Genomic DNA, 20,007 nt, shown 5'->3' on the forward strand with positions numbered 1-20,007 from the left:
CTTCACGATTGCGGAAGCGCTTCTTAGCTGAAACGGCCGTGAGCGCCAGCGCGTGGACGATTCCCGGTCGTTCGGCTAGCGAGCCCCGATGCGCCTGACCCGCCTGTTACTTCCGCTTCTCGCCTGCGTCTGGCTTCCGGCGTGCGCGACTCCGACCACTGCGCAAGCTCCCGTGGCCGAGGCGGCTGCCAAGCCAAAGGCGGAAACGGCCGAGCCGTTCGTCATCGCCGCGAATCCCCTCGCGGCGCAGGCGGGACTGAACGTCTTGAAGCGCGGCGGCAGCGCGGTCGATGCGGCAATCGCCGTCCAGGCCATGCTGTCGCTGGTGGAACCGCAGAGCTCCGGAGTCGGCGGCGGCGCATTCTTGAACTACTTCGACGCGTCCACCGGCAAGATCACTATCTACGACGGCCGCGAAGTCGCACCCGCGCAGGCGACATCGACCATGTTCCTGCGCCCCGACGGGACGCCGCTACCCTTCGACGAGGCGGTGGTCAGCGGCCGGGCGACTGGCGTTCCCGGGGCGGTAAAGATGCTGTCCGTCGCGCATGCCGACCACGGCAAGCTCCCCTGGAGCAGCCTCTTTGGCGATGCGGAGCGAACTGCAAGCGGAGGCTTCATCGTCAGCCCGAGGCTCGCGAGGATGATCCACGCCAACTTCGCCGAAAATCGCGCGCCAGACGTCATCGCTTACTTCTCGAAGCCTGACGGCACGCTCCTGAACGCGGGCGACCGGCTGGTGAACAAGTCCTACGCCGACTTCCTGAGTAGGCTGGCGGCGCAGGGGCCCGCTGCTCTCTATTCGGGATCGACCGCCGCCAGGATCGTCGAAAAGGTCCGGCAGGGCGCCTTGCCGGGGTCGCTGACCATGGCCGATCTCGCGGCCTATCGTCCCGTAAAGCGCGTGGCGATCTGCCGCCCCTACCGCGCTTACGAAATGTGCGTTCCGCCACCTCCGTCCAGCGGAGTCGGCCTGATCCAGTTGATGAAGATGCTGGAACTCACCGACATCGGCGCGCGCGGACCAGCGGATCCCCAGTCCTGGTTCCTGTTCGCCGAAGCCAGCCGGCTGATGTACGCCGATCGCGACCGGTATGTCGGTGACGTCCCAAACGTCCCCGTCGAGGGATTGCTCGACCCGGCCTACATCGCGTCGCGCGCAAAGCTGATCGGCCCGGTCGCCGGGCCTCCGCCCCGTGCCGGCATGCCGGCTGGCGCGCTGGTTGCAGCGAACGACGGTACATATGAGCCGACCGGCACGTCCCACCTCATCGTTCGCGACGCCGCCGGGAATGTCGTATCGATGACCACCACCGTCGAGAGCATTTTCGGTTCGGGCCGGATGGTCGACGGCTTCTTCCTCAACAACCAGATGACGGACTTCGCATTCAGGCCGGTCGACGATCAGGGGCGCCCAGCCGTCAACGCGGTAGCGCCCGGCAAGCGACCCCGTTCGTCGATGGTGCCCACCATCCTCCTGACCCCTGACGGCAAGTTCGCCGGAGCGATTGGATCGGCCGGCGGCAATGCCATCATCGCCTACGTCGCCAAGTCATTGGTTGCCGCGATCGAGTGGAACATGCCGATGAGCCAAGCGCTCGCGGCGCCGAACCTCGTCGCCCGCGGCGCGAACTTCCAGGGCGAGGTGACCAAGTTTTCGCCCGAGATTCTCAACGGACTTCGCCAGCGCGGCATCGACTTGAAGCCGGGCCAGGGTGAGGATTCGGGACTGACCGGCGTGATCATTCGCGATGGGCGAATCGACGGCGCCGCAGACCCGCGCCGCGAAGGCGTGGTCCTGAGCCTGCCACAGCCCTAGGCGGCGGTTCCGATCACTTCGGAAATGCTGGAATAGCCTTCGCGCTGCAGCCGTTCGGCCAGGCCGCCCGCAATGACTCGGCCGATGTCAGGGCCGTCGAAGACCATTGCCGAGTAGAGTTGCACGAGGCTCGCCCCCGCCGCGATCCTCTCCCACGCGTCGTCGGCAGTGGCGATTCCGCCCACCGCAATCAGCGGGATCTCACCGCCGCTCGCATTGCTGAACGTGCGCAGCGCAGCAAGCGCGAGGCCCTTCAACGGCTCGCCCGACAGGCCGCCAGTTTCGTTCGCGTGCCGTGACTTCAACGCCGGCCGGGATATTGTCGTGTTGGACACGATCAGCGCGTCGACATGATGGTCGAGTGCCGCGCGGACGATGCGCTCGTGATCGCCCGTATTGAGATCGGGCGCGACCTTCAGAAAGACCGGCTTCGACGTTCGGACCTCGTCGACCGCCGCCAGCAGCTCGCGGAGCTCGCCTTCTTCCTGCAATCCCCTCAGCCCGGGCGTGTTCGGCGAGCTGATATTGACCGTCAGAAAGCGTGCAACCGGCTCCATTCGCCGGACGCCCAGGGCATAGTCCGCGATGCGGTCTTCGCTGTCCTTGTTCGCGCCGATGTTGACGCCGATCACTCCGTGAAGGTGTGTCGTGTGCCGGAGCCGATCGAGCGCGGCGAGCTGTCCGCCATTGTTGAAGCCCATGCGGTTGATCACCGCTCGATCCTCGACCAGCCGAAACAGGCGCGGCTTCGGATTGCCCTTCTGGGGCTTCGGCGTGAGCGTTCCAACCTCGACGAAGCCGAAGCCCAAGCCAAGCATCTGTTCCGGCACCTCGCCGTCCTTGTCGAAGCCGGCCGCGAGCCCGACCGGCGACGGGAAATCGAGGCCTGCGACCGACGTCCGCAGAGAATCCGGGAAGCGCGCCGGATCCAGCTTGGGCGTCATCTTGAGTGCGGTAATGGTGAGGCGGTGGGCCCTCTCGGCATCGAGAGCGAAGGCCAAAGGCCTGATGAGAGGGTAAAGGCGCACCTTTGCTGCTTAGGCTCTCCCCGATGCATCGTCACCAATCCGGTTGAGTTTTCGCGCGCAACGCACTAAATCGGACGCAAATAGTCCGAATTGATATGCGCCTGACCCATCTCGCCGATTATGCGGTCGTGATCATGACTGCCGCCGCCCGCCGGGAGGCTGGTGCGCGCCTGAGCGCGAGCGAGCTGGCTCAGGAGACCGGAGTTCCGTTGCCGACCACCCAGAAATTGATGGGCCGCCTCGCTGCCGAAGGGCTGCTGACCAGCGTCCGAGGTGCGGCCGGCGGGTTCACGCTCGCTCGGCCCGCCGAGGCGATCTCCCTCGCCGATGTCGTCGAGGCGGTCGAAGGGCCGATCGCAATGACCGTCTGCTCCGGGCACGAGGGCGTATCGGACTGCGCGCTCGACGCTCATTGCAAGGTCAAGCCGCACATGGGCGTCGTTGGCAATGCCATCCGCGGTGCGCTTGGCGCGGTCAGCCTGACGGAGCTCGCGCAATGACCGAGCAGACCGCCGTCCGAAACCAGGAAGCCCATGCGGCTGCTGAAAAGCTCGCCGAGTACGAGTGGGGTTTCAGCACCGAGATCGAGCAGGAGTTCGCGCCCAAGGGCCTGAACGAGGACACCGTCCGCTTCATCTCCGGCAAAAAGAACGAGCCGGAATGGATGCTCGACTGGCGCCTCAAGGCCTATCGCGCCTGGCTGGAGATGGAGGAGGTCGACTGGGCCAAGCTCGAGATCCCCGAAATCGACTACCAGGACGCCTATTATTACGCGGCGCCCAAACAGAAGCCGAAGCTGGCCTCGCTCGACGAGCTCGATCCGGAGATTCGCCGCACCTACGAGAAGCTCGGCATTCCGCTGGAAGAGCAGAAGGTGCTCGCCGGCGTCGAAGGTGCGCCGCGCGTGGCGGTCGATGCGGTGTTCGACAGTGTCTCGGTCGCGACCACGTTCCGCGAGGAGCTGAAGAAGGCGGGCGTCATCTTCCTCAGCATCAGCGAGGCGATCCGCGAATATCCGGAGCTCGTGAGGAGGTATCTCGGCTCGGTCGTTCCGCAGCGCGACAATTACTTCGCCTGCCTCAACAGCGCGGTCTTTTCCGATGGTACCTTCGTCTACATCCCCGAGGGCGTGCGCTGCCCGATGGAACTGTCGACCTATTTCCGCATCAACGCGGAGAATACCGGCCAGTTCGAGCGCACCCTGATCGTCGCCGACAAGGGCAGCTACGTCAGCTACCTCGAAGGCTGCACTGCGCCCATGCGCGACGAGAACCAGCTGCATGCGGCGGTGGTCGAGATCTTCGCGCACGAGGACGCCGAGGTGAAATACTCGACGGTCCAGAACTGGTACCCGGGAGACGCCGAGGGCAAGGGCGGCATCTTCAACTTCGTCACCAAGCGCGCGCTTTGCAGCGGCGCGCGGTCGAAGGTCAGCTGGACCCAGGTCGAGACCGGCAGCGCGATCACCTGGAAATATCCGAGCTGCATCCTCAAGGGCGAAGGCAGTGTCGGCGAGTTTTACTCCGTCGCGCTGACAAACAACCGCCAGCAGGCCGACACCGGCACGAAGATGGTGCATATCGGCGCCAACACGCGCTCGACCATCGTGTCGAAGGGCATCAGCGCGGGCAAGTCGAACAATACCTATCGCGGGTTGGTGAAGGTCCTCCCGAACGCGGAAAACGTGCGCAATTTCACGCAGTGCGATTCCCTTCTGCTCGGCGACAAGTGCGGCGCACACACCGTGCCATACATCGAAGTGAAGAACCCAACCGCAACGATCGAGCACGAAGCGACGACGTCGAAGATCAGCGAAGACCAGCTCTTCTACGCGATGAGCCGCGGCCTCGATCAGGAAGCGGCGGTCGCGCTGATCGTCAACGGGTTCGCGCGCGAGGTGCTGAAACAACTGCCGATGGAGTTTGCGGTTGAGGCGCAGAAATTGCTGGGGATTTCGCTAGAGGGCAGTGTCGGATGATGACGTTTGCTCTTGTGGCAGCCTTGGTCACTCCAAATCCAGTGGAACTCGTCGATACTACGAGGAGACTTTCCATCCCGCAGCCAATCTTCTGGGAAATGCAGCCCTATCTCAACTGCTTGATCGAGCAATCCAACGCTCAGTTAAAAGCGATGGGCGGTGCCACAGAAGAGAAATTTCCGGAAATCAAGAGAGTCGCCATCGCAGGTTGTCAGACTGCGCGGGCTTCAACGAAAGCCGCAGCAGTGAAGGCACTACGAAATTCCGATGTCCGCCGGGCAGAAAGATCCGACTACGTCGAGAGAACTTTGATCGCCGTGGAAAACCACGTCTTGGATGCCCCACATCGCGCGGAGCCTGTTCAATGATGCCGCTGTTCTTCCTCGCCGCGATGTCCGCTGACCTGGATGCGCTCGACCAAGCAGTCGCGCATTGCGATCGCGGCACCGCCAATCCTGCATTCTCGGCGGAGGCTGGTCGGCGCTCGGCGTTCCTGCTTCAGACGTATCGAGAGCAGGAGGCGATCGTAGCGGCGCGCCTCGATCTTTCTCAACGCCGCGCCACACTTCGCGATGCCGGCGCGATCAAGAGCGCGGACGAGAAGAAACTGTCGCTGGAAGAAGCGGCGATCGAGGACCGCCAGCGCGCGCTCAACGATCAGCGCATGCTCGAAGGCATTCGCCAGGACACTATGGATTCAATGCGCCGCTACTTCCTCATGAATTGCCCGGCCGGAAGAACCGACAAGTAATATGCTCGAGATTTCCAACCTTCACGCGACCGTCGCCGACAAGCCGATCCTGAACGGCATTTCGCTATCCGTTCCGGCGGGCGAAGTGCACGCGATCATGGGTCCGAACGGATCGGGCAAGTCGACGCTCGGCTACGTCCTGGCGGGGCGCCCAGGCTACGACGTAACCGATGGCAGCGTGACCTTTGCAGGCCAGGATTTGCTCGCGCTGGAACCGTTCAAACGTGCAGCGGCGGGGCTGTTTCTCGGCTTCCAATATCCGGTCGAAATCCCCGGCGTTTCCTCGCTGCAATTCCTGCGCGAAAGCCTCAATTCACAGCGCCGTTCGCGCGGCGAAAGCGAGCTGACCGGCGGCGAGTTCATCAAGCTTGCGCGCGAACAGGCGTCGCTGCTCGGCATGGACGTCGAGATGCTGAAGCGCCCCGTCAACGTCGGCTTTTCCGGCGGCGAGAAGAAGCGCGCCGAGATGGTCCAGATGGGCATCATGAACCCGAAGTTCGCGGTGCTCGACGAAACCGACAGCGGGCTCGACATCGACGCACTTCGCGCCGTCGGCGCAGGCATCAACCGCATCATGCGCGCACCCGACAAGGGCGTGCTTTTGATCACGCACTACCAGCGGCTGCTCGACTATGTGACGCCGGACAAGGTGCACGTTTTGTATCGCGGCGAAATCGTTCGCAGCGGCGGACCCGAGCTTGCGCACGAGCTTGAGCGCGAAGGCTATGCGGAGGCGGTTGCGTGACCAGCTTCGCGATCATCCTGGGATGCATCGTGTTCATGATCGTTGTCGCGTCCGTGCGCGGCAATCCCGGCCGCGCGATTGCGGATACGACGATCCTGGTGATGATCCTGGGAGCAATCGCGCTGGTCCATTTCGTGCTCGGTCAATTCATCGACACGGGCTTCGTTGCGAAGTCGATTGCGATCGCGTTTGCCGCAGCATTCGCGCTTGACGCGCTGTACGGATTGCTTGCGCCCGAACGGCAAAAGCGACGCGACAAGAAGCTGCGGCGGTTGATGAAGAGGCGCGCATGACGGCACCCTTTCCCACCCGCAAACAGGAAGAATGGCGCTACGCAGATCTCGACGCGCTGAAGCCCGTCTGGGACCAGTTCGCCGAGCCGCGCACGCTGACAATTGCTGCAGGCGAAAGCGCGGAAGAAGTGTGGCTTCCTTCCGGCGACGACGTCCAGTTGAAGCGCCTTGCGATTGCGCTGGGAGCGGGTGCAGATGCACGCATTTTCGTGCTCAACACCGCGCCGGTCTACGGTCGCGTCGAAATCGAAGTGAGCCTCGAAGCGGACGCCAATTTCGAGCTGTTTGCGGCGAACATCGGAGACGGCCAGTCGACCAACGAAATCGTCACCAACGTGCGCCATCTCGGCGAGCGCGGGAGGTCGCGCCAGACGGTTCGTTCGGTGCTCGGCGGCAAGGGCGTGGGATCGTATCTCGGCAAGGTCGAGGTGGCGCGTGGTGCGCAGCGGACCGACGGCGAACAATCGGTGAAGGCGATGCTGCTGGACCGCGGCGCGACGGCGAACTGCAAGCCCGAGCTGGAGATCTACGCGGACGACGTGAAATGCGCGCACGGGGCAAGCGTCGGTGAACTCGATCCGATGCAGATGTTCTATGCGCAATCGCGGGGTCTCGATCCCGCAAGCGCACGCGCACTGTTGCTCGAAGGCTTCGTCATGGGCCTCTGGGACAACGTAAAAAATGCTGCGCAGCATGAAGCGATTTGCTGCGCTGCTCGGGATGCCCTGCGGAGGGTCGCGTGACTGCTCCAGTGCGTCTTTCGCCAAACAGCGCATTGGACGTGCGATCGCAATTTCCTGCGGTCGGCGATTGGCATTATCTCGACAGCGCAGCGACTGCACAAAAACCGCAGGCAGTGATCGACGCGATTACCGAGGCATATGCGCGCGATTACGCCACGGTGCATCGCGGCGTGTACCAGCGGTCGAGTGAAATGACCGGCCGCTACGAAGCCGCGCGCACGGCCGCGTCGAAGTTGGTTGGCGGTCAGCCGAACGAGCTCGTCTTCACGCGCGGCGCAACCGAAGCGATCAACCTTGTCGCTCGCCAGTTGCCGAAGGACGGCCGGAATCGCGTGCTGCTGTCGCAGCTCGAGCATCACAGCAATATCGTGCCGTGGCAGCTCGCCGGATATGAAGTCGATGCCGTGCCGCTGACTCCCGACGGCTGCATCGACCTCGACGCTGCCGAAGTGATGGTCACCGACGAGCATCGCGTGATTTCGTTTGCACATGTCTCAAACGTGCTCGGCTCGATCCTCGACGCGAAGCGCGCCGCGGAGATCGCCCACGCGAAAGGCGCCCTGCTGCTGCTGGACGGCTGCCAGGCCGTCCCTCGACTGCCTGTCGACGTCGCTTCGATCGGCGCCGACTTCTACGCCTTTTCCGGCCACAAGCTTTACGGCCCGACCGGCATCGGCTGCCTCTGGGGCCGGTACGACCTGCTGAATGCGCTGCCGCCCTGGCAGGGCGGAGGATCGATGATCGACCGGGTCACTTTCGAGCGAACGACCTTCCTCGACGCACCGATGCGCTTCGAGGCCGGGACGCCGCACATTGTCGGAACGGTCGGGCTGCATGCCGCCATCGACTGGGTCGAGGGTCTCTCGCTCGAGGCCATCCATGCGCACGAATCGGCGCTGGTCGCCGAGGCTCGTGCGGCCCTGTCCGGCATTGATGGCGTAACGCTTTACGGACCGGAGGACAGCGCCGGAATCGTCAGTTTCAACGTCGACGGGGTGCATCCGCACGACACCGCCACCATATTGGACGACGTGGGCGTTGCCGTCCGCGCCGGGCATCATTGCGCACAGCCGCTGATGGATGTCCTTGGCGTTCCGGCGACCGCTCGGGCGAGCTTCGCGGCGCACAGCGACAGCTCGGACATCGAGGCACTGGTGTGCGGGATCGAACAGGTGAAACGGATTTTCGGGTGAACGAGGAACGGAAGATCGAGGCGGAAGAAGTGGAAGCGGTAACGCCGCCGCCGCGCGCCCGCGTTACCGAGACGTTCGAGCGCAAGCGCGACTATCTGACCGGCTTCCTGTCTGGCGAGACCAAGCCAGTCGACGAACCGCCCGCGAACGAGGATCTCACGAGCAACGTCATCGACGCACTGAAGTCGATCTACGACCCGGAGATCCCGGTCGACATCTACGAGCTTGGCCTCATCTACGACGTCGTGATCAGCGAGGATGGCGATGCGGTCGTCACCATGACGTTGACGACGCCGCATTGTCCGGTGGCGGAGTCGCTTCCGAACGAAGTCGAGCTTCGCGTGCTCTCGGTGCCCGGCATCCGCGATGCGGAAGTGAAACTGGTCTGGGACCCGCCATGGGACCCATCGAAGATGAGCGACGAGGCCCGCCTAGAACTGGGTATGCTGTGAGCGGTATGTGTAATGGATAGGGAAACGAAAGTCCGCGCCCCGCGTCCGGCCGCGATCTCACTGACGGATTCCGCGCGCGACCGGATCGCCGACCTGATGAGCCGTGCACCGGCGGACGCCATCGGCGTGAAGCTTTCGACTCCGCGTCGGGGCTGCTCGGGCCTAGCCTATTCGGTCGACTATGTGACCGAGGCCAGCGCGATGGACGAGAAGATCGAGACGCCCGGCGGGACCTTCTATGTCGATGGAGCCTCGGTGCTCTACCTGGTTGGATCGGTCATGGACTGGCGCGAAGACGACTTTGCCGCCGGCTTCGTGTTCGACAATCCGAATGCGAAGGGCGCGTGCGGCTGCGGCGAAAGCTTCACCGTCTGATCCAAAGGCGTTATTCTCCCCGATGAAGGGAGCGCGCCCATGTCTCTGCTAGCCCTGCTCGGCATAGCCGCCTCGGCCCACGTCGTCACTCCGCCGTCTCCGCTCAGTCCCGGTCCGCTGGGCAAGGACAAATGCGCCAATGCCACAAGTCGCCAGGCCGGAGATCCGGCGGCTCTCAAAGGCGATCCAGCCAAGCCGAGAAAGCTGACGGAGCTTCCCGACGCACAATCCTATGCCGCGGTCTATCGCCTGGTCGACGGTTGTGCGGTGCCCATTCTCTACCGCGACGTTCGTGAGGTGCGGCCGCCCAGGCCCTGACCATTTGCGAGAATGCGGAAAGGGGCTAGGCGCTCGCCATGCCCGCGAGCGTCTCAGCCGAATTCAGCCACATTCGCGACTGGATCTTCGACCTCGACAACTGCCTGTACCCAGCGGGGAGCCAGCTGTTCGAGCTGATCGACGAGCGGATGACCGCCTACATCGAAAGGCTTCTCGGCGTCGATGCGATCGAAGCGCGACGGGTCCAGAAGATGCACTTCCATGGATCCGGCACTACGCTCGCTGGACTGATGAGAGATCACGACGTCGATCCCCATCATTTCATGGGCGACGTACATGACATCCCGCTCGACCGTCTCACCCGGGACGACCGGCTTGTCACGGCGCTGAGCCGGCTGCCCGGCCGCAAGTTCATCCACACCAATGGCAATGCCGAATATGCGTGGAAGGTACTCGACCGCCTTGGCATCGCTGCTGTCGTCGATCACCTGCACGATATCTTCGCGGCGGACCTGACCCCCAAGCCCGAGCTACACGGCTATCAAAAATTGCTCGACCAGTTCGGGATCGACCCGACGCAAGCGGTCATGGTTGAGGACATGGTTCGCAACCTGGGCCCCGCGAAATCGCTCGGAATGACGACAGTCTGGGTGGACAATGGGTCGGAGCGCGGCAACCACGGTTATGACGACGCAATCGTCGACGTTCGGGTGACAGACGTCGGCGAATGGCTCGAAAGTATCTTGAAGGACGATCGATGAGCGACAGCCTGCAGCAGACAATCGACGCCGCCTGGGAAGACCGCAATTCGGTCGGACCGGATACGAAGGGCGAGATTCGCTCGGCGGTCGACGGCGCCATCGCCGCGCTCGACAGCGGGGACCGCAGGATCGCCGAGAAGGTCGATGGCGAATGGGTCGTCAATCAGTGGCTGAAAAAGGCCGTCCTGCTTTCCTTTCGGCTCAATCCGATGGAGCATATTGCGGGCGGACCCGGCGGCTCGAACTGGTGGGACAAGGTTCCGTCGAAGTTCGTCGGCTGGAGCGACAAGGATTTTGAAGCCGCGGCGTTCCGTGCGGTGCCCGGGAGCATTGTCCGCCGTGGCGCCTACATCGCACCGGGCGCCGTGTTGATGCCAAGCTTCGTGAACATCGGCGCGCGCGTAGGCGAAGGCACGATGGTCGACACCTGGGCGACGGTCGGAAGCTGCGCTCAGATCGGCAAGAACGTCCACATTTCCGGCGGCGCGGGGATTGGCGGGGTGCTCGAGCCTCTACAGGCCGGGCCCGTTATCATCGAGGACGACTGCTTCATCGGCGCTCGCTCCGAGGTCGCAGAAGGCGTGATCGTCGAACAGGGGGCAGTGCTGTCGATGGGCGTGTTCCTCGGCGCTTCGACGAAAGTCGTCGATCGCGCTTCGGGCGAGGTCGTCTACGGCCGCGTTCCCGCCTACTCGGTTGTGGTACCCGGCGCCTTGCCCGGCAAGGACGGCGGTCCCTCGCTGGCCTGCGCGGTGATCGTGAAGCGCGTCGATGAGCGCACGCGGTCGAAGACCAGCATCAACGAGCTTCTCCGCGACTGATAAGCTGAGCTTATGATCTGAAACCGCCCTTTTGTTGGCGGCCCGGCCCGGCGTCAGTCAGAATCCGGAGATGACGAAGCTCGATCAGGAAGCGTTTGAGAGCAAGCTCCGGGAAGCTGCGGAGCAGGCTGGATCGCATGATCAGCCGATGATCCGCAGCGTCATGAATCGTAGCGACTGGATGACCCTGATCGGCCTCGCGGTCATCTGGGGAAGCGCATTCTTCTGCATCCACGTCGCCGTGCATTCGGTGCCGCCGCTCACTTACGTCTGGCTGCGTGTCACGATCGCGGCAGCCGCGCTTTGGGGTTATCTTGCCTGGCGCAGGGAACCGGCCGGCCTCCCGAAATCGGTCTGGGGTTCGATGATTCTCCTGGCACTACTCAACAATGTCATTCCGTTCGTCCTGTTCGGCTGGGGGCAAACCCACATCGCCAGTGGGCTCGCCTCGATCCTTAATGCCACCACGCCGATCTGGGGCGTCATCGTCGCCCACGTTTTCACGCAAGACGAGCGCATGACCCCGCGGAAGATTGCCGGCGTCTTGCTTGGCTTTGGGGGCGTCGCACTGATGATCGGCCCGGACCTGCTCGGCTCGATCGGCAACAACGTCCTTGCCCAGCTCGCATGTGTGACGGCAGCGCTGCTCTATGCGCTGGCTGGTGTTTGGGCGCGCCGCTTCAAGCGGCAGGGCGTCTCGCCCCTATCCGTCACAACCGGTCAGCTGACCGCCAGCGCCATCGTCATGCTGCCCGTGGCACTGATCTTCGATCGCCCTTGGGTGCAAGCCATCCCGCCCCTCAATGCCCTCGCAGCAATCGCCGTACTGGCCGTGATCTGCAGCGCTTACGCCTACATCCTCTATTTCCGCCTGATCGATTCGGCTGGCGCGACCAATGCGCTACTGGTCACCCTGCTGGTTCCGCCCGTCGCGATCGTCATGGGCGCGCTGATCCTGGGTGAAGTGATCGAACCGCGCGATTTCGCCGGTCTCGGCTTCATCGCCTTGGGCCTGGCGGCCATCGACGGGCGGCTCCTCAACCTTTTCCGGCGGCCGGAACCTCGGCGAGCAGCTTCCTAGCCTCGTCGCTGGTCCAGTCGAGGTCGCCGACGTAACGCCAGACTTCCTTTCCGTCCGCGTCGTACAGGATCGTGGTCGGCAGGACCTGCGCGTTCAGCGCGCCGGAAAGTGCCATCTTTGGATCGTGATAGGCGCCAAGGTCGTCGACCTTCAGCTTGGCAAGGAAAGCCTCGACCGAGCCTTGCTCGCCCATATCCTGGCTGACGGCAATGACGCCAAGAGTCCCATCCTTGTCATGCTCGCGAGTGATCGCGTTGATCGTCGGCAGTTCCTTGACGCACGGTGCGCACCAGGTCGCCCACAGGTTGACGAGGACTGGAGTGCCCTTGAAATCGGCCAGCGAAATTTCACCGCCGTCGGGATCAAGGAACTTCGCATCCGGTGCGGGCTGCCCCTTTTGGCCGCGATCGACACCCTTCACCGGAATTCCGATGGCGTCGTCCGCCGCATCGTTATTGGCGGCATCCTGCTGCTGTCCGCAGGCAGGCAGGACTAAAGCGATGGCAAAGAGTGGAAGCAGGGCTCGCATCCCGTGCGGATAGGAATTCGGCGCCGTCCCCGCAACCGCCACGGCCTTCGAGCGTCTGGCGCTCGCAGGGATCAGCGGCTAGGCGGAAATCATGCTTCGACGTCTCGCAGTCTTGGTGGCGATCGTGGCGCTTGGCGCCTGTGGTCGCGTGTCGCCGCTCTCCCCGGCGCAGGGGAAGCCGCTACCGGTGAAGCCGCTGATGGCGCAAACCACACCGACGGCCGACGATTTGCTGACCAGGCCGGCCATCGCCGATCCCCAGCGCGTCGATGAGCTGATCAAGAAATCGCAACCGCGGCAGGTCGACCCGTTCGACCTTCCACCTGCTGGCGGGGGAGCGGCACCTGCAGCTCCTGCCGGCGCGGACCAGGACACCAACCAGACAGGACCAGCGACACCGCAATGACCAATCGAGTTCGAAAGGCCGTGTTTCCCGTGGCCGGATTGGGCACGCGCCTGCTGCCCGCGACCAAGGCGATTCCGAAGGAATTGCTGACCGTCGTCGACCGGCCTTTGATCCAATATGCGGTGGATGAGGCACGCGAAGCGGGCATCGAGCAGCTGATTTTCGTCACCGGCCGAGGGAAGTCTGCCCTGGTCGACTATTTCGATGCAGCCTTCGAGCTTGAAACGACGATGCGCGAGAAAGGCAAAAGCCTCGACCCGCTGGAGCCGTCGCGAGTGCATTTCGGCGAGCTCGTCTCCGTCCGGCAGCAACAGCCGCTCGGCCTTGGTCATGCGGTCTGGTGTGCCCGCGAAGTCGTTGGCAATGAACCATTCGCGGTGCTCCTCCCGGACGATCTGATGTCCGGTACGCCCGGTGCGCTGAAGCAGATGGTCGAGGCCTGGGAGAAGGTCGGCGGCAACATGCTCGCCACCGAAGAGGTGCCGCAGGACCGGACGGGCAGCTATGGCGTTATTACGCCTGGAAAGACCGATGGAGCCGTCACCGAGGTGCTCGGTCTCGTCGAAAAGCCGAAACCCGAAGAGGCTCCATCCAACCTCGCAGTCATCGGGCGCTACATCCTGCAACCCGACGTCATGCGTATCCTCGACCGTGGGGATGTCGGCGCGGGCGGTGAAATCCAGCTGACCGATGCGATGGCCCAACTGATCGGCAAGCAGCCATTCCACGCCATCAAGGTCGACGCCGTTCGACACGATTGCGGCGACAAGGCGGGCTATGTGATCGCGAACCTGGCGCTGGCCTTGGAGCGCGACGACATCAGCCCCAAGATCCGCGAGTATCTGGACCGGGCTTAGTTTTCCGACGGCTCGACGAGGGCCTGCAGGCGGCGGAGCTCGGCTTCAGTCTCAAGCCAGCGTTGGCGCATCTCTCCGAGCTCAATGGCCCGGCCGACGACGCGTGCGTCGAGCGTCGCATTGTCGCTCTGTAACCTGGCAAGCACGCGGGACCGTTCGATTTCGCGTCCGATCCGAGCGATCAGGACTTCAAAGTGGAAAGGCTTGGCAATGACGGTGTCGGCTCCGCTCCGGTAGGCGAGCACTGCGCCCTCCGCGTCATGCTTTCCGGTCAAGAGGAAGATCGGGACATCGCGATGAACGGGATCGTCGCGAACCATTTGCACCAGCTCCAGTCCGCTGACTTGCGGCATCCGGAGCTCGGACAGGATCAGGTCGACAGGCAGCCGGTGAAGCTCGACAATGGCCGCGCTGACGGTCTCGGCCGTGGCGACGCGATAGCCACCTTCCGAAATCCGTCGCGCCAGGACGCCGAGGTACGCGCTCTTCGGCTGCACGATGAGGACGCGCGGGGCAGCCGCACGCGATGCTTCGTCCTCAATCGGAAACTCAAATTCCATGAGACCGGGGTTACCGGAAAATGGTTAACGCCCCGCCCAACGCCTCATGGCTCCAGTTCGATGTCCCAGTAGAGATAGTCGCGCCAGCTCTGGTGCAGGTAGTTCGGCGGGAAGCTGCGACCGTGATCCTGCAGCTGCCAGCTGGTGGGCCGGATCGGCTCCAGCTCGATGTGCATCCCGGCCTGCCGCGGCGTGCGCCCGCCTTTGCGAAGGTTGCACGGGGCACAGGCGGTCGCGACATTTTCCCAGGTGGTCCGCCCGCCTTGTGCGCGCGGCACGACATGGTCGAACGTCAGCTCCTTGCGAGAACCGCAATAGACGCAGCTGAACTTGTCCCGGAGGAACAGGTTGAATCTCGTGAAGGCCGGATACTCGCTGGGCCGAACGAACTGCCGTAGCGCGATCACCGACGGAAGCTTCAACGCCATGCTCGGGCTGTGCACCTCGCGGTCGTAGTGAGCGACGACGTCCACACGCTCCAGGAACATGGCCTTGATTGCCGTCTGCCACGGCCACAGGCTCAGCGGATAATAAGATAGCGGCGTATAGTCGGCGTTGAGGACCAGCGCCGGGCAGCTTTCGGGATGGCGAATGATGTCGGGGTGATACATGACGCGGGCAATGGCCTTTCCTGTCCGCCCGCAACGAACAAGTCTCCGGCCCCGTCGCACTCAAGGTGGAGATGGGTCGCGTCGGGCCCGTCTTCCCTTGTTGCCCACCGGATGCCAACCCGATGTGACAGCATGAAGAATCGAAGATTGCTGAATCGCCGTCAAGAGTCCTTTGAGTCACACTCGAAATGATTGTGACGCGGTTCGCACCGTCGCCGACTGGACGGCTCCACCTCGGCCACGCGTTCAGTGCAGTTCTCGGTCGCGACAAAGGTGATCGCTTTCTTCTCCGGATCGAGGATCTGGACCAGGGACGCGGCCGGCCCGAGTTCGTCGACGGCATCTTCGAGGACATGGCATGGCTCGGTCTCGATTGGTCGGAACCGGTGATCTTCCAGTCCGGCCGGACAGAAGCCTATCGAACCGCGCTCGACCATCTGCGGGAGCTTGGTCTGGTTTATGCCTGCTTCTGCACCCGGGCCGACATCGCGCAGTCGCTGACTGCCCCGCATGGGGACGCTCACGCAGCGTATCCCGGCACGTGCCGGTCACTCCCCGACGATCCGGACCGCAGAGCGACCACGCCTCACAGCTGGCGGCTCAGGTCTGCGGAAGCGATCCGGATCGGCGGGCCCCCATCCTGGCGCGAAGACGGCGGGCAGCGCTTCACCTCCGCCATTGCCGAAGTCGACGACGTCATTCTCGCGAGGAAGGATGCTCCCGCGAGCTATCATCTCGCCTGCGTCGTGGACGATGCCGCCAGCGGGGTTTCACTGGTCGTCCGTGGTGCCGATCTCAGGTCCTCCACGCCGGTCCAGCGCTTGCTTCAGACCTTGCTTGGATTGCCGGAGCCGACCTATCTCCATCATCCGCTCGTCACTCACCAGGGCGGCCGGCGCTTGGCCAAGCGCGACCAGGCACCGACCCTCTTGGCGATGCGGACTTCGGGCATGGGCGGAAAAGAGCTCGCCGCCTTACTGGCTAAAGGCCAGCTTCCCCTTGGTTTCGCATTCTCGGAAGCCTAAATCCCACCCATGAGCATCATCCTCGTCATTCTGCTGATCATCGCGATGGGCGCAACCGCCTACGTCCTCGTCCGCGGCGTCATGGCCATGGCCTCCGGCAAGGACATCAGCGGTGAGCGGCAGCAGGACTACATGCGCAAGCGCGTGCTGTTCCAGGCGATCGCGATCATCCTCGTTGTCCTGATCCTGGCCGCCGCCGGCGCCTCGCGCGGCTGAGTGGTCAAGCTCAACAAGATCTACACCAGGACTGGCGATGCCGGAGAAACCGGGCTTGTCGACGGCTCGCGTATCCGTAAGGACGACCCGCTCGCGCAGGCGATCGGAGACGTCGACGAAACGAACAGCGCGATCGGGGTCGCTCTCCAGTCCATTAAGGACACCGCAGTCACGACGATGCTCGGCCGCATTCAGAACGAACTGTTCGATCTCGGGGCCGATCTGGCCACTCCCGGCGCGGATTTCACACCTGGGGAAATGACCCTGCGCGTCGTCCAGTCGCAGATCGATCGGCTGGAATCGGAAATCGACCTGATGAACGAGGATCTCGATCCTTTGCGAAGCTTCATCCTCCCCGGCGGGCAGGGTGGGTCTGCCCCGTTGCACCTCGCGCGTGCGATCGCTCGCCGTGCCGAGCGCAGCGCGGTCGAGGCGTCGCAGCGGCATTTGCTGAACCCGCTCGCCCTTATTTATCTCAATCGCCTTTCGGACCACCTGTTCGTCGCGTGTCGCTATCTCGCCAGGATCAGTGGCGGGGACGTGCTCTGGAAGCCGGGCGCCACTCGCACCTAGACCAAAGTCGGTAAGGCACTTTCCGAGGCAGGTGACGTTCTGTCTTCACCTCCAGAGACTCGGAGTTTTCGTTGTCGGTCAAGGCCATCGCCATCAATTGCAGCCTCAAGCGCAGCTCGGCGGAGCCCAGTTCGACCGACGCCATGATCCGGCTGCTTGGGACCGAGCTGGGCAAACATGACGTCACGCTCGGCGAAACGATCCGGATCGCGGACCACGATGTTCGACCCGGGGTGACCTCCGACGAAGGGAGTGGCGACGCCTGGCCCGACGTCCGCCGACGGATTCTGGACCACGACATCCTGATATTCGGAACGCCAATATGGCTGGGACAAATGTCGAGCCTTGCCAAGCAGGTGCTCGAGCGGATGGACGCCTTTCTCAGCGAAACCGACGAGAATGGACGCACGCCGAGTTTCGGGAAGGTCGCTGTCGCCGCCATCGTCGGCAATGAGGACGGGACCCATGCGACTACTGCCGGGCTCTTCCAGGCGCTCAATGACGTGGGTTGGACCATTCCCGCCTCGGCATCGAACTATTGGGTCGGCGAAGCGATGCAGAAGACCGATTTCAAGGATCTCCCCAACGTCCCGGATGCCGTTCGGCAGGGCGCGGCCATGCTTGCGTCCAATGCCGCTCACCTTGCAAAGCTGCTAAAGCAAGAGAGGTATTTGGGAGTCGACCAAGCCAAGTGAGCACAGCGCCGATCCTTGACGGCACCGGCCGGCCGGACGAGCTGGCCAATCGCCTGCGCGCCACGCGTGCGCTGAGCCTGGACCTCGCCTTACCCCTCTCCGACGCCGACGCGACGGTTCAGCCTTTCCCTGATGCGTCTCCGGCCAAGTGGCATCTCGCCCATACAACATGGTTCTTCGAGACCTTCATCCTTCGCGACCATGTGCCCGGCTATCAGGCCCATGATGAGCGCTTCGCGTACCTGTTCAATAGCTATTACAATGCCGAGGGCGAGCGCCATGCGCGGCCCAAGCGGGGAATGCTGAGCCGGCCGACTCTCGATCAAATCCGCGATTGGCGCGCCAGCGTCGATCAAGCACTCGAAAAGGCATTTCCAACCCTATCGACTCAGGCACTGGAGCTGGTTGAGCTCGGTATCAATCATGAGCAGCAGCATCAGGAGCTCCTGCTGACCGACATCCTCGCGACCTTTGCCGAGAACCCGCTTGAGCCTGCTTATGCGAAGCTCGACCCGGCGGCGTGCCACGCGGTCGAGCCTCTAAGCTTCCATCCCGGACGCTCCGGAATCGTCGAAATCGGCGCAACCGGCTCGGGCTTTGCCTTTGACAGTGAAGGGCCACGCCACCGGGTCTTCCTGCAAGGCCACGCCATTGCCAGCCGAAAGGTGACCAACGGCGAATGGGCGGACTTCATTGTCGGCGGTGGATATTCGACCCCCTCTCTCTGGCTCAGCGAAGGTTGGGACTGGGTTCAGCGTGAGGGCATCCGCGCTCCGCTGTACTGGCATGACGACGGGAGTGAATTCACGCTCGCCGGCCGCCGCGAGATCGATTTGGCCGCGCCCGTTGCGCATGTGAGCTTCTTCGAAGCCGACGCCTTCGCTCGCTGGGCCGGCGCCAGGCTCCCGACCGAGGCCGAATGGGAGGATTTCGCCGCTGGCGCCGATCCATTCCTCGGTAACCAGCTGGACGACGCCGGGGCCGTCCTGCCAACGCCCGGCGGCGACATTTTCGGTGACGCATGGGAATGGTCAGGCAGCGCCTATCTCGCCTTTCCCGGCTTTGCTCCCGCCGAGGGCGCGGTCGGCGAGTACAACGGCAAATTCATGTGCGGACAATTCGTCCTGAAGGGCGCCAGTTGCGCCACGCCACGCGGGCACAGCCGCGCCTCCTATCGCAATTTCTTTCCGCCCAGCGCGCGCTGGCAGTTCACGGGGTTGAGGCTTGCTAAAGACAATTGAGGCGACCGATCCCGCTTTCCGCGACGATGTCCTGGCTGGCCTGTCCGCACCGATCCCGGCGGTGCCGGCCCGCTGGCTCTACGACCGGCGTGGGTCTGAGCTGTTCGACGAAATCACCCGTCTCCCCGATTATTATCCGACGCGGACGGAGACCGCACTCTTGGAGCGCGTCCTGCCCGAAATCGCAGAGCGCGTTCGCCCGAACTCTGCAGTGGTCGAATTCGGCGCCGGCTCGGCGACCAAGACACCGCTCTTGCTCGATGCGGTGAAGCCCGTCGCCTACATCCCGGTCGACATTTCCGGTGACTATCTTCGCGACAGCGCAGCGGAGGTTGCGGAGCGTTTCCCGTCCATCGCGGTCGAGCCCGTGATTGCCGACTTTGCGCGCCCCTTCGACCTACCGGACAGCATCGCAAGCCATCCTAAGCTCGGCTTCTTCCCGGGCTCGACGATCGGCAACTTCGTTCCGCGCACCGCAACGGACCTGCTCCGCAGCTTCCGCGATTTGCTCGGCTGCAGCTCCCAGCTCCTCATCGGCATGGACAAGGTCAAGCCGGTCGAGCGTCTGATTGCAGCGTACGACGATCCGACGGGTGTGACCGCCGCCTTCAATCTCAACCTGCTCGAGCGCATCAACCGGGAGCTGGACGGCGACATTCCGATCGACGCGTTCCGGCACGAAGCGCGCTGGAACGACATCCTCTCCCGGATCGAAATGCATCTGGTTGCGGTTCGCGATGTCACCTTCACCGTTGGCGGGCAGTCCTTCTCCTTTGCCGAAGGATCGTCGATCCACACCGAGAACAGCCACAAATATGGCCCTCGGGGCTCCCGTGTGCTCCTCCTTGCCGGGGGATGGACGCCCCTCGCCGAATGGAGCGACCCCGCCGGCGACTTCTCTGTCATTCTCGCCGAGGCGCTTCCGAACCGCTTTGCGCCGTAGATTGCGGCCCGGCTGACCTGCGGCTAAGCCCC

General features: G+C 63.6%; 27 protein-coding genes. 23 read left to right on the forward strand and 4 right to left on the reverse strand.

The window, feature by feature from the left end:
- Positions 1-88: 88 nt before the first annotated feature.
- Complete coding sequence (locus ABD928_RS07610; RefSeq protein ID WP_345167615.1) at positions 89-1,819, forward strand: gamma-glutamyltransferase family protein; 1,731 nt, start codon at positions 89-91, stop codon at positions 1,817-1,819.
- Here the strand turns inward: ABD928_RS07610 and ABD928_RS07615 are convergent.
- A complete protein-coding gene (locus tag ABD928_RS07615; protein WP_345167617.1) occupies positions 1,816-2,847 on the reverse strand; it encodes a quinone-dependent dihydroorotate dehydrogenase in 1,032 nt (343 codons plus the stop codon). The genes ABD928_RS07610 and ABD928_RS07615 overlap by 4 nt on opposite strands.
- Before the next feature lie 95 nt (positions 2,848-2,942).
- Here ABD928_RS07615 and ABD928_RS07620 point away from each other — a divergent pair, with 95 nt between their 5' ends.
- The 14 genes from ABD928_RS07620 (at position 2,943) to ABD928_RS07685 (ending at position 12,319) form a co-directional block, all read left to right on the forward strand.
- A complete protein-coding gene (locus ABD928_RS07620; RefSeq protein WP_187715635.1) occupies positions 2,943-3,347 on the forward strand; it encodes an SUF system Fe-S cluster assembly regulator in 405 nt (134 codons plus the stop codon).
- Positions 3,344-4,825 (forward strand): Fe-S cluster assembly protein SufB, encoded by a 1,482-nt coding sequence (sufB, locus tag ABD928_RS07625; RefSeq protein WP_187715634.1) that lies wholly within the window; start codon positions 3,344-3,346, stop codon positions 4,823-4,825. Before ABD928_RS07620 ends, sufB begins: the two co-directional genes overlap by 4 nt.
- Positions 4,825-5,193, forward strand: coding sequence for a hypothetical protein (locus tag ABD928_RS07630; RefSeq protein WP_345167621.1), 369 nt, complete (start codon positions 4,825-4,827; stop codon positions 5,191-5,193). Before sufB ends, ABD928_RS07630 begins: the two co-directional genes overlap by 1 nt.
- Positions 5,190-5,576, forward strand: a complete 387-nt coding sequence (locus ABD928_RS07635; protein WP_187715632.1) for a hypothetical protein — start codon at positions 5,190-5,192, stop codon at positions 5,574-5,576. Before ABD928_RS07630 ends, ABD928_RS07635 begins: the two co-directional genes overlap by 4 nt.
- A 1-nt stretch (position 5,577) precedes the next feature.
- Positions 5,578-6,321, forward strand: a complete 744-nt coding sequence (gene sufC, locus ABD928_RS07640) for a Fe-S cluster assembly ATPase SufC (RefSeq protein ID WP_345167623.1) — start codon at positions 5,578-5,580, stop codon at positions 6,319-6,321.
- Positions 6,318-6,614 (forward strand): hypothetical protein, encoded by a 297-nt coding sequence (locus tag ABD928_RS07645; RefSeq protein WP_187715631.1) that lies wholly within the window; start codon positions 6,318-6,320, stop codon positions 6,612-6,614. The genes sufC and ABD928_RS07645 overlap by 4 nt, the downstream gene beginning before the upstream one ends.
- Positions 6,611-7,357 carry a SufB/SufD family protein gene (locus tag ABD928_RS07650; RefSeq protein ID WP_345167626.1) on the forward strand — a complete coding sequence of 249 codons (747 nt, stop codon included), beginning with the start codon at positions 6,611-6,613 and terminating at the stop codon, positions 7,355-7,357. The genes ABD928_RS07645 and ABD928_RS07650 overlap by 4 nt, the downstream gene beginning before the upstream one ends.
- Positions 7,354-8,550 carry a cysteine desulfurase gene (locus ABD928_RS07655; RefSeq protein ID WP_345167629.1) on the forward strand — a complete coding sequence of 399 codons (1,197 nt, stop codon included), beginning with the start codon at positions 7,354-7,356 and terminating at the stop codon, positions 8,548-8,550. Before ABD928_RS07650 ends, ABD928_RS07655 begins: the two co-directional genes overlap by 4 nt.
- A complete protein-coding gene (locus ABD928_RS07660; RefSeq protein WP_187715630.1) occupies positions 8,547-9,002 on the forward strand; it encodes an SUF system Fe-S cluster assembly protein in 456 nt (151 codons plus the stop codon). Before ABD928_RS07655 ends, ABD928_RS07660 begins: the two co-directional genes overlap by 4 nt.
- Positions 9,003-9,014: 12 nt before the next feature.
- Complete coding sequence (locus ABD928_RS07665) at positions 9,015-9,377, forward strand: HesB/IscA family protein (RefSeq protein ID WP_345167632.1); 363 nt, start codon at positions 9,015-9,017, stop codon at positions 9,375-9,377.
- A gap of 39 nt (positions 9,378-9,416) precedes the next feature.
- The gene (locus tag ABD928_RS07670; RefSeq protein WP_187715629.1) at positions 9,417-9,695 is read left to right on the forward strand and encodes a hypothetical protein; all 279 of its coding nucleotides are present in this window, start codon (positions 9,417-9,419) and stop codon (positions 9,693-9,695) included.
- Positions 9,696-9,733: 38 nt separating this feature from the next.
- Positions 9,734-10,417: a pyrimidine 5'-nucleotidase gene (locus tag ABD928_RS07675; RefSeq protein ID WP_345167635.1), complete on the forward strand. Its 684-nt coding sequence runs from the start codon at positions 9,734-9,736 to the stop codon at positions 10,415-10,417.
- On the forward strand, positions 10,414-11,238 hold the full coding sequence (gene dapD / locus ABD928_RS07680; RefSeq protein WP_345167638.1) for a 2,3,4,5-tetrahydropyridine-2,6-dicarboxylate N-succinyltransferase: 825 nt from the start codon (positions 10,414-10,416) through the stop codon (positions 11,236-11,238). The genes ABD928_RS07675 and dapD overlap by 4 nt, the downstream gene beginning before the upstream one ends.
- 70 nt (positions 11,239-11,308) lie before the next feature.
- Complete coding sequence (locus ABD928_RS07685) at positions 11,309-12,319, forward strand: DMT family transporter (protein ID WP_345167641.1); 1,011 nt, start codon at positions 11,309-11,311, stop codon at positions 12,317-12,319.
- On the opposite strand, the gene ABD928_RS07690 is transcribed toward ABD928_RS07685, so the two are convergent.
- Positions 12,276-12,848, reverse strand: coding sequence for a TlpA family protein disulfide reductase (locus tag ABD928_RS07690; protein WP_187715628.1), 573 nt, complete (start codon positions 12,846-12,848; stop codon positions 12,276-12,278). The two genes, ABD928_RS07685 and ABD928_RS07690, sit on opposite strands and share 44 nt — an antisense overlap.
- Before the next feature lie 91 nt (positions 12,849-12,939).
- On the opposite strand from ABD928_RS07690, the gene ABD928_RS07695 reads away from it, so the two are divergent.
- A complete protein-coding gene (locus ABD928_RS07695) occupies positions 12,940-13,254 on the forward strand; it encodes a hypothetical protein (protein WP_187715627.1) in 315 nt (104 codons plus the stop codon).
- On the forward strand, positions 13,251-14,111 hold the full coding sequence (locus ABD928_RS07700; protein WP_187715626.1) for a UTP--glucose-1-phosphate uridylyltransferase: 861 nt from the start codon (positions 13,251-13,253) through the stop codon (positions 14,109-14,111). Before ABD928_RS07695 ends, ABD928_RS07700 begins: the two co-directional genes overlap by 4 nt.
- Here ABD928_RS07700 and ABD928_RS07705 read toward each other — a convergent pair.
- Positions 14,108-14,671 carry a response regulator gene (locus ABD928_RS07705; protein ID WP_187715625.1) on the reverse strand — a complete coding sequence of 188 codons (564 nt, stop codon included), beginning with the start codon at positions 14,669-14,671 and terminating at the stop codon, positions 14,108-14,110. The two genes, ABD928_RS07700 and ABD928_RS07705, sit on opposite strands and share 4 nt — an antisense overlap.
- A gap of 44 nt (positions 14,672-14,715) precedes the next feature.
- Positions 14,716-15,282, reverse strand: coding sequence for an HNH endonuclease (locus ABD928_RS07710; protein ID WP_345167649.1), 567 nt, complete (start codon positions 15,280-15,282; stop codon positions 14,716-14,718).
- Positions 15,283-15,470: 188 nt separating this feature from the next.
- Here ABD928_RS07710 and gluQRS point away from each other — a divergent pair, with 188 nt between their 5' ends.
- The 6 genes from gluQRS (at position 15,471) to egtD (ending at position 19,975) form a co-directional block, all read left to right on the forward strand.
- Positions 15,471-16,307 (forward strand): tRNA glutamyl-Q(34) synthetase GluQRS, encoded by an 837-nt coding sequence (gluQRS, locus tag ABD928_RS07715; protein WP_345167652.1) that lies wholly within the window; start codon positions 15,471-15,473, stop codon positions 16,305-16,307.
- Positions 16,308-16,316: 9 nt separating this feature from the next.
- Positions 16,317-16,523 (forward strand): twin transmembrane helix small protein, encoded by a 207-nt coding sequence (locus ABD928_RS07720; protein ID WP_187715624.1) that lies wholly within the window; start codon positions 16,317-16,319, stop codon positions 16,521-16,523.
- Complete coding sequence (locus ABD928_RS07725; protein WP_187715623.1) at positions 16,524-17,096, forward strand: cob(I)yrinic acid a,c-diamide adenosyltransferase; 573 nt, start codon at positions 16,524-16,526, stop codon at positions 17,094-17,096.
- Between the two features lie 71 nt (positions 17,097-17,167).
- Positions 17,168-17,791: a flavodoxin family protein gene (locus ABD928_RS07730; RefSeq protein ID WP_187715622.1), complete on the forward strand. Its 624-nt coding sequence runs from the start codon at positions 17,168-17,170 to the stop codon at positions 17,789-17,791.
- The gene (gene egtB, locus ABD928_RS07735) at positions 17,788-19,032 is read left to right on the forward strand and encodes an ergothioneine biosynthesis protein EgtB (RefSeq protein WP_425569695.1); all 1,245 of its coding nucleotides are present in this window, start codon (positions 17,788-17,790) and stop codon (positions 19,030-19,032) included. Before ABD928_RS07730 ends, egtB begins: the two co-directional genes overlap by 4 nt.
- Entirely contained in the window at positions 19,016-19,975 is a 960-nt protein-coding gene (egtD, locus tag ABD928_RS07740; protein WP_345167656.1) for an L-histidine N(alpha)-methyltransferase, read from the forward strand. Before egtB ends, egtD begins: the two co-directional genes overlap by 17 nt.
- Positions 19,976-20,007 lie beyond the last annotated feature (32 nt).

This window comes from Sphingomonas daechungensis (assembly GCF_039543105.1).
Lineage (GTDB): Bacteria > Pseudomonadota > Alphaproteobacteria > Sphingomonadales > Sphingomonadaceae > Sphingomicrobium > Sphingomicrobium daechungense.

Excerpts from the sequence above, each read along its gene's own strand:
- sufC (WP_345167623.1), top strand. The coding sequence starts at position 5,578 with ATGCTCGAGATTTCCAACCTTCACGCGACCGTCGCCGACAAGCCGATC.
- ABD928_RS07630 (WP_345167621.1), top strand. The coding sequence starts at position 4,825 with ATGACGTTTGCTCTTGTGGCAGCCTTGGTCACTCCAAATCCAGTGGAA.
- ABD928_RS07620 (WP_187715635.1), top strand. The coding sequence starts at position 2,943 with ATGCGCCTGACCCATCTCGCCGATTATGCGGTCGTGATCATGACTGCC.
- ABD928_RS07685 (WP_345167641.1), top strand. The coding sequence starts at position 11,309 with ATGACGAAGCTCGATCAGGAAGCGTTTGAGAGCAAGCTCCGGGAAGCT.
- ABD928_RS07675 (WP_345167635.1), top strand. The coding sequence starts at position 9,734 with ATGCCCGCGAGCGTCTCAGCCGAATTCAGCCACATTCGCGACTGGATC.
- ABD928_RS07700 (WP_187715626.1), top strand. The coding sequence starts at position 13,251 with ATGACCAATCGAGTTCGAAAGGCCGTGTTTCCCGTGGCCGGATTGGGC.
- dapD (WP_345167638.1), top strand. The coding sequence starts at position 10,414 with ATGAGCGACAGCCTGCAGCAGACAATCGACGCCGCCTGGGAAGACCGC.
- ABD928_RS07690 (WP_187715628.1), bottom strand. The coding sequence starts at position 12,848 with ATGCGAGCCCTGCTTCCACTCTTTGCCATCGCTTTAGTCCTGCCTGCC.
- ABD928_RS07705 (WP_187715625.1), bottom strand. The coding sequence starts at position 14,671 with ATGGAATTTGAGTTTCCGATTGAGGACGAAGCATCGCGTGCGGCTGCC.
- ABD928_RS07695 (WP_187715627.1), top strand. The coding sequence starts at position 12,940 with ATGCTTCGACGTCTCGCAGTCTTGGTGGCGATCGTGGCGCTTGGCGCC.
- gluQRS (WP_345167652.1), top strand. The coding sequence starts at position 15,471 with ATGATTGTGACGCGGTTCGCACCGTCGCCGACTGGACGGCTCCACCTC.
- ABD928_RS07720 (WP_187715624.1), top strand. The coding sequence starts at position 16,317 with ATGAGCATCATCCTCGTCATTCTGCTGATCATCGCGATGGGCGCAACC.
- ABD928_RS07650 (WP_345167626.1), top strand. The coding sequence starts at position 6,611 with ATGACGGCACCCTTTCCCACCCGCAAACAGGAAGAATGGCGCTACGCA.
- ABD928_RS07610 (WP_345167615.1), top strand. The coding sequence starts at position 89 with ATGCGCCTGACCCGCCTGTTACTTCCGCTTCTCGCCTGCGTCTGGCTT.
- ABD928_RS07710 (WP_345167649.1), bottom strand. The coding sequence starts at position 15,282 with ATGTATCACCCCGACATCATTCGCCATCCCGAAAGCTGCCCGGCGCTG.
- ABD928_RS07665 (WP_345167632.1), top strand. The coding sequence starts at position 9,015 with ATGGATAGGGAAACGAAAGTCCGCGCCCCGCGTCCGGCCGCGATCTCA.
- ABD928_RS07670 (WP_187715629.1), top strand. The coding sequence starts at position 9,417 with ATGTCTCTGCTAGCCCTGCTCGGCATAGCCGCCTCGGCCCACGTCGTC.
- sufB (WP_187715634.1), top strand. The coding sequence starts at position 3,344 with ATGACCGAGCAGACCGCCGTCCGAAACCAGGAAGCCCATGCGGCTGCT.
- ABD928_RS07635 (WP_187715632.1), top strand. The coding sequence starts at position 5,190 with ATGATGCCGCTGTTCTTCCTCGCCGCGATGTCCGCTGACCTGGATGCG.